Source organism: Litorivivens sp., from assembly GCF_057445395.1.
Map to the genome: position 1 here is coordinate 1 of NZ_JBVBUV010000023.1, position 14,307 is coordinate 14,307.

Here is a 14,307-nt window from a genome sequence, read left to right on the forward strand (position 1 = left end):
CGCGAACAAGGCCTTATCGACGTGCCTGCTTCGGTATCGGTTGTTGGCGGCGAAATGGCCAGCGAAGCCGCACTGGTTGATGCGCAGGATATGGTGCAGTACACCCCCAATGTGAAATTCAACTCAAACAACTCGAACCCAGTATTAAGTATTCGCGGTTTCGGCACGCCCCCGCTGGCGAGAAATATCGAGCCCTCGGTGGGTGTTGTTATTAATGATGTCTATTACGGACGAGCGACCTTTACCAACGATGGCGCCTTTGACATGGAGCGGGTTGAAGTTTTGCGTGGCCCGCAAGGCACTTTGTTTGGCAAGAACACCGTTTCAGGCGTACTGAATTTCACGACACGTGCTCCTGACACTGAACTCCGGGGATACTTAAATGTAGCAGCGGGCTCTCTTGATGAAAAACGCATCGAAGGTGGCTTGTCATTTCCGGTACTGTCAGACAACGTGGGCGCACGATTGTCTTTTCGCAAACGCGAGCGTGAGACCGGTAACTACAACACCACATTAGACAAAGACCTCAAACAGGAAGACGAATCCTTTCGTCTGAGACTGGCATGGGAAGCCAGCGACTGGCTTGCACTGGGCCTGGATTACTTTCAAACCGACTCAGAACTCAACGGCTATGGTCTTCAGTACCAAAAGGCAACACCGCGAGCAGCCGAAGTCTATCGAGAAGCCGATCCGAGATTTGAAGACGATGTATACGATGGAAAATCGTCGATCAGCGTCGATGAATTCAATGAAAGACATTCTGAGTCGCTCACGCTCAATGCGACCGCCTTCTTCGAAAATGTCGGACCGATACCGACCCTGGAAGTAGCCTTAATAGCCAACACCGCGAAAATCCGCTCGCCCTTCCTGCTGGATTCCGATTTCAGTCCAGTCGACTTTTCCGAACTCGGAACAGACGGCCCCGAGGGGTTCGACCAGAAATCGCTGGAGCTGCGGTTTACCGGTGACCTGGCGGCTCCCTTTGGCTGGGGTAACGGCATCGACTTCGCCACGGGACTATTTGCCTATCAATCAGATGCAGCCGCGACGCAGCTAAGCGTTATCTACTACGACGGCCTGGACGAGGTGCTGCGCGCCGGACAAGGCGGACTTCCGGCAGCAAGCGCTCCGGTGCTCGTTCCCACGTTAATTGCGGCTGATCGCGCCGCGAGTGGCAATCCCAATCAAGACAAAGCGATTACCCGCAACATTTCAGCGCTGGAGAACACCTCCCAATCAGTATTCGCTCAATTCACCTGGTATCTGTCAGACCGAATGGATCTGACACTGGGGGCACGTTACGGCGAGGAAGACAAGGAAGGTTTCACCGGCTCACAATCTGACAGCCAAGTTGTGGCGAAGCAGATTGGGGGGCAGCAAGACTTTTTCGAATCCTACACCGCCAAAGAGTACGATCTGTCACCCAAGCTGGCGTTTTCCTGGGAGATTTGGGATGACGTACGACTGTTTGCCGTTGCCAGCAAAGGCACAAAAGGCGGCGGTGTTAGTGGCCCCTTGATTTCACCGATCGATACCACCTATACCAAGGAAACCGCCGTCTCCAAGGAAATCGGCATCAAGAGTTTTCTGCTGAACAAAACGCTGCAACTTAACCTGACCGCTTATCATGTAGATTATGAAGACCTTCAGGTGCAGGCTTTTAACGGTGTTCAATTCACCACGGTTAATGCCGCTGAGGCAACCGGTAAAGGCTTCGAGCTGGATTTTCAGTGGTTGCCCGACTGGCAGGCATTGACTATTGCCGGCAGCCTCGGTGTGTCTGACACGGCCTACGACAGCTATCCCTGCGCCCCCGGCACGGCGACACAAACAACAGCTGATAACCCGCCCCAGTGCGGCACCGAGATTCCACGGCAAGATCTGAGTGGCCGGGAAGTACCCTTCGCACCAAAAGTCTCCGCCAGCCTCTATCCCTCACTCAAGTTTCCGATTAGTGATCAGTGGGGCATGTTGGTCGGACTGGATATTCTTCACCAAGGTGAGCACTACCTCGATATCGACCTGGATGAAGAAACCTTTCAGGAAGCGACCACCAAAGTGAATCTGCGGCTAGGCCTGAAACAGTTGGATGGCGGCTGGAGCGTGGTATTCAACGCGAAAAATTTGACTGGCGAGCAATCGCGAACCATCTTTCTGGATAGCCCGCGTAACGCCGGTAACTATGTGGCGCTGGCAGAGCACGACGAGCCGACTTATACCATTGATGTGCGGTATGCTTTCGGTGAAAACTGATTCCCCTTAAGAAACCAATAATCGTAGGGAACCGCTATATATGGCTAAAAAACTGATAACACTCATTTTTGCGGCGAGTGTCGCCGCTTGCATGCCTGCGGGAATCACCAGCAAGCTTATGGAGAAAGGCATTGAGGCGCGTATGTCGGCTGAGCGCCTCAAGGAGCTGGACGACGGCTTGCATCTGGCCCTGTGCGGTGCCGGTGGCCCGATGCCTGCGCCTAATGCTTCCGGCCCCTGTGTACTGGTTATTGCTGGCCAGCAAATGTTTGTGGTTGACGCGGGAACTGATGGCACCCGCAATATAGGCCGGATGGGCTACAACATCGGCGATATTGAGGCAGTTTTTCTTACCCATTTTCACTCGGACCATATCGATGGTCTGGGTGAGATGGCAACCCTGCGCTGGGCCAGTCGCGCTAATACCAGTCCACTCCCCGTTTATGGTCCCCAGGGCGTAGAGAATGTGGTCGCCGGCTTCAATCAGGCCTATCAATACGACTTCATTTACCGCCACGAACATCATGGCGACACCGTTGCACCTGTCAGCGGCGCTGGCCTGGAGGCTCGCCCCTTTCAAAAACCGGATGACGGCATCCTGACCACACTCGTTCAGACACCTGATCTGAAAATCGAGGTATTAGCCGTGGAACATGCGCCAGTCGAGCCGGCTGTAGGCTATCGTTTTACCTACAAGGACCGCTCACTACTGATAACCGGTGACACTATAAAATCTGAAAATATCGCCCGTTTCGCCAAGGGGGTTGACCTGCTCGTACATGAGGCGCTATCCCCCAACCTGGTCGGCCTGATGAACAAGGTCGCCAAGGAAACAGGTAATACTGTGATGGCAAAGGTCACTCACGATATTCTGGATTATCACGCCAGCCCCGTTGAGGCTGCCGAAACAGCGCGCGATGCCGGAGTCGGTCACCTCCTCTACTACCATATCGTTCCACCTATGGTCATTCCCGGACAGAAAGCCCTGTACCTTAATGGTGCTGACAAGATTTTTAAGAACTACACGATTGGCGAAGATGGCGTCGCCTTTAGTCTTCCGGCTGGATCCGATGAGATTATTAAAACGAGCGAAGACCTCTGACGGCTGGGGGCTTTTTGGAGTAAGCCCTCATGCCCATGATTAACACGCCGAGATGGTAAATCGTGGTAACGGTTTTTATGGAAGGATACCGCTATGAACAAGGTTGCATTTATTCTCGGTGTGGGCGCGAGCAATGGTCTAGGCGCTGCGATAGCCCGAAGATTCGCCCGCGAAAACCTTCACGTTTGCGTGGCCGGCAGAACCGCTGACAATCTGAACGCTGTTAAACAAGAAATCGAAGCACAAGGTGGTGTGGCGTCGATTGCGGTTTGTGATGCAACAGACAGCCAGCAAATCCACCACGCGTTAAATAGCTGTGAGCAATATGGACAACTAAGTGCTGTTATATTCAATGTTGGAAATAATGCTCATATTTCTTTTGCGGATCTAAAGGCAGAGCAGTTTGAAAAATTCTGGCGGGTCTGTACCTATTCAGGGTTTTTAACCGCCAAAGAAGCGCTGCCTCGGCTCAAAAAACATGGCGGGTCCTTGTTGTTCACTGGCGCATCCGCCTCATTGCGTGGTAGGCCTGGTTTTGCACATTTCGCAGCAGCTAAGGCAGGCTTAAGGTCAATGGCTCAGGCGCTGGCAAAGGACTATGGTCCAAAGGGAGTTCACGTGGCACATGTCGTTGTGGACGGCGCCATTAACGGCGAGCGTTTACGCTCAGCCCTACCGGAGTATCTTGACCGACTTGGTGAAGACGGCTCGCTCGATCCCGACGCTATAGCCGAACTGTATTGGTTGCTACACGCTCAGCCGCGCAATGCCTGGTCATTTGAACTTGATGTGAGGCCTTACAAGGAAGTTTGGTAAGACTAAAGTAGCCTCTGAGATCGCACCCAAACTGATGCCGTTTCTTATCTAGCGACTGTTGAGTGGGGTTACTTCGTCTCGCGAAAATTGACAGGTGTGATTTTACTCCAACGGATAAAGGCCCGGCGGAAATTTGTCATTTCGGTATAGCCAAGCCAATGGGCAATGTCCTCAGCTGAAAGCTCGGTATCTGCTAGGTATTTCTTAGCCAATAGGTTTCTCACGTCATCGCAGATTATTCTAAAGTTGGGAGGCTCGCTTTCCCGCCTGTGCTTAAGGGTATCTGGAGCGTAAAAACCATTTGGAAGTTTGGGGGCAGATTTAACATCTGGCCAGTAATATATAGGGAAATAGATTGGCGATTGACCTTTCCCACGATTATGCGCCGGCAGTGATAGCTGTCGGACGTGTAGAATCCGAAGATCTGATAGTGTTATTGCATTTGCAAAGGTTCTGTACGCCCCAGAGTTGGTCGTTTGATTAGATTGGGCTGGCGCTTAAAAGTATTAATCGGAACACGAACAGTATGGTGACTACGAGGTGGTTTAAAGCTGCAATTAATAGCAAAGATGTAGCAGCGCCGAAGGTCGGTTTTTAGGCTGCCTGACCGAGCTCTCTCACTCTACTTAAAGTTCCAAAATAAACAATTGCATAACTTTGGCAAGGAGTCTTTTTTGTTCCGCAAGGTTTTCCGGTGACAGCATATCTCCCGCGCCAGCCCCATTCAAAAGTTTCTGCGATAGAAAATAGCCTGTTACTGCGTTGAACATGAGTATCATCCTCAGAGTGATGCGTTGCTTGTCGACACGATTCTCAGGGCTGATTTGCGCCCACATATTCTCACCGTGGGCAAAGAGCTTCGCTAACCAATGTGTGATAACGGTATGCCCTGTGTCATCTGGGCTCCCGATTAGAGCTTGGTGAAACAAGGCTGGCATAGCCGGGTGCTCAGCGAGCAAGTCAGTCAGCGTTGCTGGTAGTGTCACCAAATCTTTCTCCGGAGCGCCATTCACGATTGTCGCTTCAATGGCATCGGCAAGCGGCTGAAGTGCCCTGTCTAGAACTTCGCTATATAAAGCGTCCTTTCCCTTAAAGTGGTTGTAAATGCCGGGTTCTTGGATGCCGGCATTGGCGGCGATATCCCTCAGGCTGGTATTGCTATAGCCCTTGCTGGCAAATAACTTCTCCGCAGCATCCAAGAGTTTCAATCGCGTGCGTTCGCCTTTGGTCAATCTGTGAATTCTGTCTGTCTTCTGGGTCATAAAATTAGGAGGTATTCATAAAAAGCATATTGTATTCCCGAATTATCTCACCTTACACCGTATTGTTGCCATAAATATTAATCAGTGATAATTTTATGGCGCTACAGGAGAAGGGCATGACAATAGACATAAAAGAGCTGGTAAGCGACGATGCTTCTCTTATCAGTCGCCGTGTTTGGAGTGATTCAGCCGTTTACGAGCTTGAAAAGCGGGCTATTTTTGGTAAATCGTGGCTATTCTTGGGGCACGAATCTCAAATCAAGAAGGCCGGTGATTTTGTTCAGGCCTATATGTGCGAGACACCAATCATTCTCGCCCGGGGTGAGGATGGCGCGATTCACGCATCCGTAAACAGCTGTACCCACCGGGGTCTTCCGGTCTGTCGCAGTGATCACGGCAACACCAAGCGGTTCGTATGCCCTTACCACAATTGGTCTTATACGGTGAGCGGTGAGCTTGCCGTAATTCCGCAAGAGCGAAAGGTTAAATGTAGTCCTGACAAGTCCAAACTCGGGCTGAAAAAAGTGCCTAGAGTTGAAAGTTGGCGGGGGCTAGTGTTCGGCTCGTTTAATCCGGAGATTGAGCCGCTTGAAGATTACCTAGGTGACATGAAGTTCTATTTGGGAGCCTGGATAGATCGTTTTCCCGGCGGCATCGAGTTCATAGGTTCACCTCAGCGCTGGGTGTTGGATGCCAATTGGAAACTGCCAGTTGAAAATCAGTTGGGCGATGTTTATCACGGCCCCTACCTGCATGCTTCGCTGATAGGGTCAGATACGGAAGCGGGTGTCGAAATCGACAACCATGCATTCAATGCGATACCTATCAAGGGACACGGGGCGTCGTTTCGCCTAATGCCTGAGGATACGCCGGTCGACAAACTTGCGTGGGGTTTTGAGACTACGGTGGGTCAGCTAGGCAGCGAAGAACTCAAAGAATACCTCCGTAGTGTGCAGGCTCAGGCAAAGGAACGAGTTGGGCCGATACGTGCTCAGATGAAAGGTTTGACCTATGGGGTCTACCCCAATCTTTCTTTCCTTTGGTCAAACGCCGGCTTCAAAGTGTCGCATCCTCGTGGCCCCAACAAAGTGGAATACTGGTCTTGGTCGGTCGTGCCCGCAGATGCCCCTGAGCACCTAAAGAAATACTTGAGAAACAATCACGCCTCTTTCTTCGGTCCCGGAGGAGTGCTTGAACAGGAAGATTCTGAAGCCTGGATGCAGCAGAATATTGGCGCAAATATTGATTTTGCAGATGATCGTAAGTTCTATTACGGACTGGGGCTGGGCGAGGAAACTACTCACCCGGATTTACCGGGCACGGTGACTACTGGCGCCAACGAGTACTATGCGCGCGCTTTCTTTCAACGCTGGCGTGAAGATCTATTGGGGACGGAGCAATCGCAATGACGACGCCTGAATTGCAGCATAGCGTTGAGCAGTTTTATTACCGTGAGGCTCGTTTACTCGATGGTCGGGAGTATCAGCAATGGCTGGCACTTGTTCATCCTGAAATAAGCTACAGCATGCCAGGGCGCTCTAACCCTATGGTCGATAACCGTGAGCGCGGTAATGAGGCGATGATTAGCGTTGATCGCGAGCTTGAAAGTGTCGATTCTGATGGTTTGCCATTTCGAGACGAAAACTACGCGGTATTGTGGCTGAGGGTGGATCGTAGTTACAAGATGAATTCCTGGGCGGAGAATCCGCCGGCGCGAACTCGCCGGATTATTGGCAATGTAGAGATCATCGAAGAGAATGATGACCAGCTATCGGTGCTAAGCAATTTTCATCTTTTTTATGCCCGCCCCGGCATGCGCGATTTCTTTTACGCCGGCCAGCGGCGCGATGTTCTGCTAACAGCCGGCGACGGCTATCAGATTCTGAAACGCGAAGTCGTTATGGATCTGGCGGATGTGAATGTGCCTACGCTGGGCCTGTTGCTCTAAGTATGCCCACACGGGGTCGCGCTGATAACTCGCGCTTCGCAGCGAATTACCGGAGTTATGTGTTCGAGCGGAGTATATTGTGACTCTGAAAGACAGCCACTCACGTGTGTAGTCGAACACACCTTAACGACTATATACGGAGAAGGCGAAGATAAACGTGCTCGGCCGGTCTCGACTCGGTGCTCAGCTATCGAAATTCTGCTAACCGCGCTGTGGTATCAAGAATATCGGTGTACTCGATCGCCAGCTCTTTTTCGAGTGCGTCTTCAATCGGGTGACTTTGCTGAGCAATACGATACAAATCCTTCATGGCCGCAACAGCTGCGCGCGAATTACCGGCAATCTCCGCCGCCCGCTGTGCTACCAACGCATCCAGCTCTTCGTATCCCGCTACACACTTATTGGCAATGCCAAGTTGCTCGGCTTCCTGACCTTTTACCACGCGCGCGGTATAGGAAAGCTCTTTCGCTTTACGAATGCCAATAGCCTGAGAAAGCGTTTGTGACATACCCCAGGTTGGGCGCAATCCAAATCGCACATGGGTATCGCCGAATTTTGTGGTATCGGTTGTATAGATGAAGTCACAATGTAAGGCCAATTCCAGCGCTCCAGTAAAGCACGCTCCATGGACTTTGGCGATAACAGGCACATTGCAGTTGCGGATAGCCGCATAGGCTTGTTTTGCCGGCCTGTCAAAGAGATCACCGATACGGCCGTAAGCGGGTTCAATATCCTGTAACACTTTGAGGTCTACGCCTGCAGAAAATGCGCGACCTGTTCCCTGCAGCACGATAACCGATACCGATTGGTCTTCACTGGCTTGTCCGACCAGTTCAGCGAGACCGCTGAGCATTTCCGGACGTAAAGCATTCATCGCCTCAGGGCGATTAAACGAAATCGTCAGCACCCCATCACCGATCGTACTGAGCAAGTGTTCAGTTTTAGGTGCGTAACTTTGATTCATCGTATGGTATCCAGTCTCAACGATCAGGTGTTATGTTACGGCGAAGCGCCCTCATTCGGTTTATTGGCCGTTATCGCTGACTTGTCAGCTCGCTGCCAAGCCATGCTCTTGCTGAAAAAGCCCAGTTTTCCTGTCGTAACCATGCGACCGACTTCGGGTAACGACACGTCGACATCAATAAAGTCACCCTTCATCTCAACATAAAGCTGTCCCTGCCAGGACAACTTAGCTGCATTAGCCCTTTTAAGGTTTCTTAGAAGGGTTCGTCCTACGCGTTCCGGATGTTTATCATTACGAACGACGATGGCCCTGCCCTCTGCAAGCGATATTTCCACCCAAACCGGAGCCTCAGCCGATTTCCAGACGCCGGAAATATCCTCACCGAAAGCCAGCGGAGTCCATAGAAATAAAACAACGCACAACGCTCGTTTTCGTAGCAAAGATTGCCAGTTGATGCAGCCTGTGTGTCTGGCAAACAAGCGGAGTTCATTGACGCGAAGGTTATACAAAGCCACGGTTTAGCAAGCCTCTTTAGGCAAAATAATAGTATACACCGAAACATCGTCTGAAGAGCCCTTGATCAGGCTGCCGAGCGTTTCCTAATCCGGACTCCTATAAGGCTTCTCAACCCATTTTTTTGAGGGGAATTGTGGTCTGGCTATAGCCTTGTGTTTGAAGGTCTGTGTTTTTTATGTATTGTTGCTATTTAGATAGTATCAAACGAGAGTCGAATAACAACGATTTCGACGCAGGCTGGTTCTGAGCAGCAATTCGCTGATTGTCCAGAATCGAATGCCGTAATCGGATGGTGTTAATCGTTACGACTCGCTCATTTCACTGGCTGCGTGTTCAGCGGCTACAAAACCGAAGGTCATAGCTGGCCCAAGGGTCGCGCCCGCGCCAGGATAGTAGCGGCCGGTCACAGAGGCTGCGGTATTGCCAATAGCGTAGAGCCCGGTGATAGGGGCAGCTTCGGTATTCAATACTTGAGCCTTATCATTAGTCAATAAGCCCCCTTTCGTGCCTATATCGCCCGGATAGACTTCCATTGCGTAGAACGGGCCTTCCTCTATTGGAGCCAGGCATGGGTTTGGTGAGATACGAACATCGCCGTAGAGTAAGTCGTAGGCATTTTCGCCTCGATGAAAGTCTTCGTCTTTGCCATTGGCGGCAAACTGATTAAAGCGATCGACTGTCTTTCGCAAGCCGGACTTGTCAATTCCAATGGTGCTAGCCAGCTCTTCGATATCGCGAGCTTTGGTTAATATCTGTTTAAACCGCGGTGGTTGCATCCAGTTCAGATGCATGGTGTCTGGCAACAGGGGGCCAAAGGGGTACTCGCGTTTATAGCGGCTGTCGAAAATGACGTAAGCCGGAGTATTCCCCTCTTTCTGCATCGCCTGCACGGCTGTTGTGTAGGCTACGGATTCGTTGAAAAAACGCTTCCCTGCCCGGTTTACCATAATGCTGCCCGGCATGGAGCGCTCGGTAAATAGCTGGCGGGAACGGTCTTCGCCCGGCAGTGTGATGCTAGGCCCCCACCAGGCTTCGTCCATCAGGTGAGTCGCCGCACCGATTTCCAGTCCGGCGAGCAGCATATCCCCGGTATTGGCCGGGCTGGCAGATGACCAGTTGGCGTTCGTGGGTTTTGGCAGATATTTCTCGCGCAGTGCCTGGTTGTGTTCAAAACCGCCGCTACCCAATATTGTGGCCTTGGCGTTTACCTTGACCAGCTGGTTATTGCGTTCTATGAGTGCTCCACTTACTTTGCCGTTTTCAACCAGTATTTTTTTGGCTGGGCTATTGAGCCAAAGCGGAACATTTTTATCCATCAACGAGCGACGCAGGCGCCCTATCAAGGCATTTCCCATGGTGAGGCGTCGCGATTTACGGGATTTGAGTCGCCCCGGTATATCGGCAAAGTATTCAAAGGCAAGCTTCAGTACCAATTTGAACCAACCCGGTGACTTACTAAGCAATATTGCACCTTCGATATTGGTGTAGCCCATCATGCCCATGACTTTCGTCTGTACATGATTATCTTGTAGGTTCAGGAAATCGTCGCCGAGCGCTTTTGCACTATATGGAAGCGGGTCGATCGAGCGGCCGCCAGGGGCCGCGCCCTCTAGTTCCTGGTAGTAATCGGCGTAGTGCTCCATCGCCATGTAGCGCACGTGGCTGTTCTTTTCTAGCCACTGCAGCATCTTTGGTGCGTTGTCGATGAAGGCCTCAATGTTCTCGGGTGTGACGTCATTCCCACATAGTTCTCGCAGGTAAGTGAGCGCCTTTTCGCGAGAGTCATCAATTCCGACCGAAGACATCAGGTGGTTGCAGGGAATCCACAACCCTCCGCCAGAGGTAGCGGAGGTGCCGCCGTATTTACTCGACTTTTCCACAATCAAGACACTAAGACCTGCATGGGCGGCACGCAACGCGGCTGTCATGGCTCCTGCGCCAGAGCCAATAACGAGAAGATCGACGGATTCAATCATTTTTTCTGTCATGTGATGTCCGATAATGGTGAAGAACCTGCATTTCGGGATTGGCTGTCGTCCACAACGCTGCAATAGCACATTGGCGCTCAGGGCGGCTGGCTGCGAAAAACATTTCCCGTGAAATGTTACTAGTTTTACCACGGGCATAGTGCTGGCACAAGTTCATATGGGGTTTACAGTGCTTCAGCCTACGCTGGAAAGATTAATATTTGGTATACAATGTTGGAATGCCTTCGATTGGCAAGATCCTCACGGTTTTAACGACGATGTAATGCCGATTTCAGTCGGTCTTTTCTATACTTCACTAAATACGGTATAGGCGCCGCTAGCCTCCGAGCGTCATAATTGCTTGGCTGTGGTAAAGCCCGGCCTGTGATCGAGTAGATCAGACTTTGTACCATGCGGTGCTGGGCCTAATAATTCTAAGAGAGCTTCATATGAGAAAATGTCACCGCTGCTTTATCTTTATTTTTCTACTCGCCAGCCTGGCGGCTTGTGGCGCGGTAGATGACCCCAGTTTATTTCCCGAATATCGAGAGCCCGCGCAACTCGCCGAGGTAGAGCTTCCTCAAACACAGCAAAATTCAGATCGTAATCTCTATTTTGGCGACTTGCATATTCATACCGGATTATCCACCGATGCATACGTGATGGGCGTGCGGTCGCGACCAGACGACGCGTACCGTTTTGCTAAAGGCCACACTTTGCAGCACGCGGCGGGATACCCCATTCAGATCGCCAGGCCTCTGGATTTCGCAGCAGTAACTGATCACTCTGAGTATCTGGGGCAGGCAATGGCTGAACGGGTAGATATGCCAACGTCTCGCAAATCACTTCGCCAGATATTGCTCGACGGCAATCCTTTGAGTATTACGTGGGCTTGGCTAAAAACGACCTTAACTATTCGATCGAATGGATTTGGGGCCGGGATGGATCAACTGAATGTAGCGACTAACCGCTCGGCCTGGCAGGAGACTATCGATGCGGCTGAGCGCCACTACCAACCTCATCGCTTCACTACGTTTGTAGGGTATGAATGGTCCGCTTCGGTCGGTGATATCGCGACCCATATTCACCGTAACGTGATTTATCGCGGAAGCGACGTGTCGGATCTGCCATTCAGCTCTATTGATAGTTCCCGCCCTGAGGATCTTTGGGAGTTCCTGAAGAAGGAAGAAGCTAAGGGTAACGTAGCGATCGCGATACCGCATAATGCAAATGTTAGTCGTGGGAACATGTATCCCACCCAAGACAGTAACGGCAACAAGCTGAATAAAAACTACGCCGACTTGCGTACACATTTTGAACCAGTAAGCGAAATCCTGCAGATCAAGGGAGCGTCTGAAACACATCCGCTGCTGTCTCCTCTCGATGAATTTGCCGAATACGGGGTTGCGCAAATGCAGCCGGGCGAAAAAACCTCACTGCAAACGGTAACCGGTAGTTACTTGCGGGACGCGTTGCGAAAGGGCTTGGTGTTTTCTAGCCAGGAGGGCTTTAACCCCTATCGCATTGGTGTGATAGGAGCTAGCGACAGTCACAACGCGAGTTCACCTGCAGATGAGAATGATTACACTGGCAAATTGCCAATGATGGACGGTAGTGCGGGGTTGCGCACGGGTAAGGCTTTGCTGCTGCCAGATGGCGTAAACCCTGTGACCAGCTGGTCATCCGGGGGCTTGGCGGGTGTTTGGGCGTTGGAAAATACGCGCGAAGCTTTGTTTGATGCATTGCGGCGACGAGAAACATACGCAACCTCGGGTCCGCGGATAAAACTTCGGATGTTTGGCGGTTGGCATTTCAAGCGGTCGTTGCTGGATGACCCGTCGTGGGTCACTTCGGCTTACGAAATGGGCGTTCCCATGGGTAGTCTGCTACCGCCGCATACCGGCCCAACTCCACCCACTTTTGTCGTGGCAGCATTGAAGGACGAGCTGGGAGCAAACCTGGATAGAATTCAGATCGTAAAGGGCTGGGTTGACGAGAACGGAAGTAGCCACGAAAAGATTTTTGATATTGCCGCTGCGAGTAGAAAAGCGGACACCGGATCGATTGGCAAACTTCCGCCAATCGGCTCTACGGTTGACCTGGCATCGGCAAGCTACAAAAACACCATTGGCGCCTCGAGTTTGACCGGGTTTTGGCGGGACCCGGAATTTGACCCCACGCAGAATGCCTTTTATTACGCCCGGGTACTTGAAATACCTACCCCACGCTGGTCAACGTATGATGCGGTTAGGCTGGGGATACCCCCTATGCAGCCAGCCGTGATTCAAGAGCGTGCGATTAGCTCGTCCATTTGGTATTCGCCAACGAACTAATGCTGATAATGGCTATATCTCACTCACCTTTCGTTGGTGGTATGCCTTTGCGGCTGGGGGTACATGCATGCCGCGCCCCGTTTCTAGCCATTGCTTAATTCGGCTTGCGTCGCCCACTGGCGACCGTTTTCCAAAAGAATCTAGCAATACCACGGCCAGCGGGCGGTCATTGATATTGGTTAACATCACCAAACAGCGCCCGGCTACGTTAATGAACCCGGTCTTTGTAAGCTGAATATTCCAATGTTCATTGAGTACCAGCGGGTTGGTATTGTAAAACGCCAGTGTGTAGCTCGGTTTTTTGAATTGTATGTCTTTTTTCGGCGTTGTGCTGAGCTGGTTAATGAGGGGATAGCGGGCCGCAGCTTGTACCAACAAGGTTAGGTCTCGCGCGGTGGAGACATTGCGCTCAGAAAGCCCGGTGGGTTCGACAAAGCGCGTGTTTTTCATGCCCAGGCTCGCCGCTTTAGCGTTCATTTTGGTGATGAAAGCAGCGTATCCGCCGCTGTGATGATGGGCTAGCGACGCGGTAGCTCGGTTTTCTGATGACATTAACGCCAGGAGTAAGAGCGTGCGTCGGGAGGCGACACTGCCAATACGTAGGCGTGAAAACACATTGTTGAGTTCGCTTGTCTGGTCAATTTTGACCGAAATCATTTCGTCGAGTGGATCGCCCTCATCCAGCACGATCATCGCTGTCATTAGCTTGGTAATGGATGCAATGGCTACGACCGTATCGGGATTGAAAGCGTAGATCACCTCATTGGTTTGAGTGTCTACAACCATGGCTTTAACCGAAGCCAGCTCTAATAGCGACGGGTCACGTGCAGGCGGTGTACTTGGAATTGCGAGCACTGTAGTGGGTATGCCAGAGCCAAGGGCCAGGCTGATTATAATAATAAGGAGTCGGGAGTTCACACGTTATACTCTGCTGCTGGACGCGTTTAACACTGCAACTAGCTACTTTTGCGAAAGCGATTCTAGTATAATTTCGCGCCAGAAAGAGCAGGTAAAAGCCCTCTCCGCCAAAATATTTTTCTAGAGAGCGTCAGCTCAGACCGCGCCTCTTATCCCCAGACCTTCACGGCGAAGCCTAAGCGACCCCCCGAAGGCCTCTTGGGCACACTTTCAACTTTATTCCGGTTA

General features: G+C 51.5%; 12 protein-coding genes. 6 read left to right on the forward strand and 6 right to left on the reverse strand.

Features of this window, described 5'->3' with window-relative positions; genetic code table 11:
- The 3 genes from AC222A_RS08795 to AC222A_RS08805 all read left to right on the forward strand — a co-directional run.
- Positions 1–2,253 (forward strand): TonB-dependent receptor (locus AC222A_RS08795; protein WP_486774860.1); only part of this gene is annotated, 2,253 nt, incomplete at its 5' end.
- 40 nt (positions 2,254–2,293) lie between these two features.
- On the forward strand, positions 2,294–3,355 hold the full coding sequence (locus AC222A_RS08800; protein WP_372749810.1) for an MBL fold metallo-hydrolase: 1,062 nt from the start codon (positions 2,294–2,296) through the stop codon (positions 3,353–3,355).
- A 93-nt stretch (positions 3,356–3,448) separates the two neighbouring features.
- On the forward strand, positions 3,449–4,171 hold the full coding sequence (locus tag AC222A_RS08805; protein ID WP_372749809.1) for an SDR family NAD(P)-dependent oxidoreductase: 723 nt from the start codon (positions 3,449–3,451) through the stop codon (positions 4,169–4,171).
- Positions 4,172–4,239: 68 nt separating this feature from the next.
- Here AC222A_RS08805 and AC222A_RS08810 read toward each other — a convergent pair whose 3' ends face one another.
- Both AC222A_RS08810 and AC222A_RS08815 read right to left on the reverse strand, forming a co-directional pair.
- Positions 4,240–4,608, reverse strand: a complete 369-nt coding sequence (locus tag AC222A_RS08810) for a helix-turn-helix domain-containing protein (RefSeq protein ID WP_486774872.1) — start codon at positions 4,606–4,608, stop codon at positions 4,240–4,242.
- Between the two features lie 189 nt (positions 4,609–4,797).
- Entirely contained in the window at positions 4,798–5,379 is a 582-nt protein-coding gene (locus AC222A_RS08815; RefSeq protein WP_372749808.1) for a TetR/AcrR family transcriptional regulator, read from the reverse strand.
- Positions 5,380–5,549: 170 nt separating this feature from the next.
- Between AC222A_RS08815 and AC222A_RS08820 the strand changes: the two genes are divergently transcribed.
- A complete protein-coding gene (locus AC222A_RS08820; RefSeq protein ID WP_372764750.1) occupies positions 5,550–6,842 on the forward strand; it encodes an aromatic ring-hydroxylating oxygenase subunit alpha in 1,293 nt (430 codons plus the stop codon).
- On the forward strand, positions 6,839–7,381 hold the full coding sequence (locus tag AC222A_RS08825; RefSeq protein ID WP_372750071.1) for an aromatic-ring-hydroxylating dioxygenase subunit beta: 543 nt from the start codon (positions 6,839–6,841) through the stop codon (positions 7,379–7,381). Before AC222A_RS08820 ends, AC222A_RS08825 begins: the two co-directional genes overlap by 4 nt.
- Positions 7,382–7,568: 187 nt before the next feature.
- Here AC222A_RS08825 and AC222A_RS08830 read toward each other — a convergent pair whose 3' ends face one another.
- The 3 genes from AC222A_RS08830 to AC222A_RS08840 form a co-directional block, all read right to left on the reverse strand.
- The gene (locus AC222A_RS08830) at positions 7,569–8,345 is read right to left on the reverse strand and encodes an enoyl-CoA hydratase/isomerase family protein (protein WP_486774861.1); all 777 of its coding nucleotides are present in this window, start codon (positions 8,343–8,345) and stop codon (positions 7,569–7,571) included.
- Between the two features lie 35 nt (positions 8,346–8,380).
- Positions 8,381–8,860 carry a hypothetical protein gene (locus AC222A_RS08835; protein WP_486774862.1) on the reverse strand — a complete coding sequence of 160 codons (480 nt, stop codon included), beginning with the start codon at positions 8,858–8,860 and terminating at the stop codon, positions 8,381–8,383.
- A gap of 303 nt (positions 8,861–9,163) precedes the next feature.
- Positions 9,164–10,849 (reverse strand): FAD-binding protein, encoded by a 1,686-nt coding sequence (locus tag AC222A_RS08840; protein WP_486774863.1) that lies wholly within the window; start codon positions 10,847–10,849, stop codon positions 9,164–9,166.
- A gap of 428 nt (positions 10,850–11,277) precedes the next feature.
- Between AC222A_RS08840 and AC222A_RS08845 the strand changes: the two genes are divergently transcribed.
- Complete coding sequence (locus tag AC222A_RS08845; protein WP_486774864.1) at positions 11,278–13,161, forward strand: DUF3604 domain-containing protein; 1,884 nt, start codon at positions 11,278–11,280, stop codon at positions 13,159–13,161.
- A 12-nt stretch (positions 13,162–13,173) separates the two neighbouring features.
- Here the strand turns inward: AC222A_RS08845 and pbpG are convergent, their stop codons facing one another.
- A complete protein-coding gene (pbpG, locus tag AC222A_RS08850; RefSeq protein WP_372749214.1) occupies positions 13,174–14,079 on the reverse strand; it encodes a D-alanyl-D-alanine endopeptidase in 906 nt (301 codons plus the stop codon).
- Positions 14,080–14,307: the final 228 nt, after the last annotated feature.

Coding starts and splice junctions, on each gene's coding strand:
- AC222A_RS08800 (WP_372749810.1), top strand. CDS start 2,294: ATGGCTAAAAAACTGATAACACTCATTTTTGCGGCGAGTGTCGCCGCT.
- AC222A_RS08805 (WP_372749809.1), top strand. CDS start 3,449: ATGAACAAGGTTGCATTTATTCTCGGTGTGGGCGCGAGCAATGGTCTA.
- AC222A_RS08820 (WP_372764750.1), top strand. CDS start 5,550: ATGACAATAGACATAAAAGAGCTGGTAAGCGACGATGCTTCTCTTATC.
- AC222A_RS08825 (WP_372750071.1), top strand. CDS start 6,839: ATGACGACGCCTGAATTGCAGCATAGCGTTGAGCAGTTTTATTACCGT.
- AC222A_RS08830 (WP_486774861.1), bottom strand. CDS start 8,345: ATGAATCAAAGTTACGCACCTAAAACTGAACACTTGCTCAGTACGATC.
- AC222A_RS08840 (WP_486774863.1), bottom strand. CDS start 10,849: ATGACAGAAAAAATGATTGAATCCGTCGATCTTCTCGTTATTGGCTCT.
- AC222A_RS08845 (WP_486774864.1), top strand. CDS start 11,278: ATGAGAAAATGTCACCGCTGCTTTATCTTTATTTTTCTACTCGCCAGC.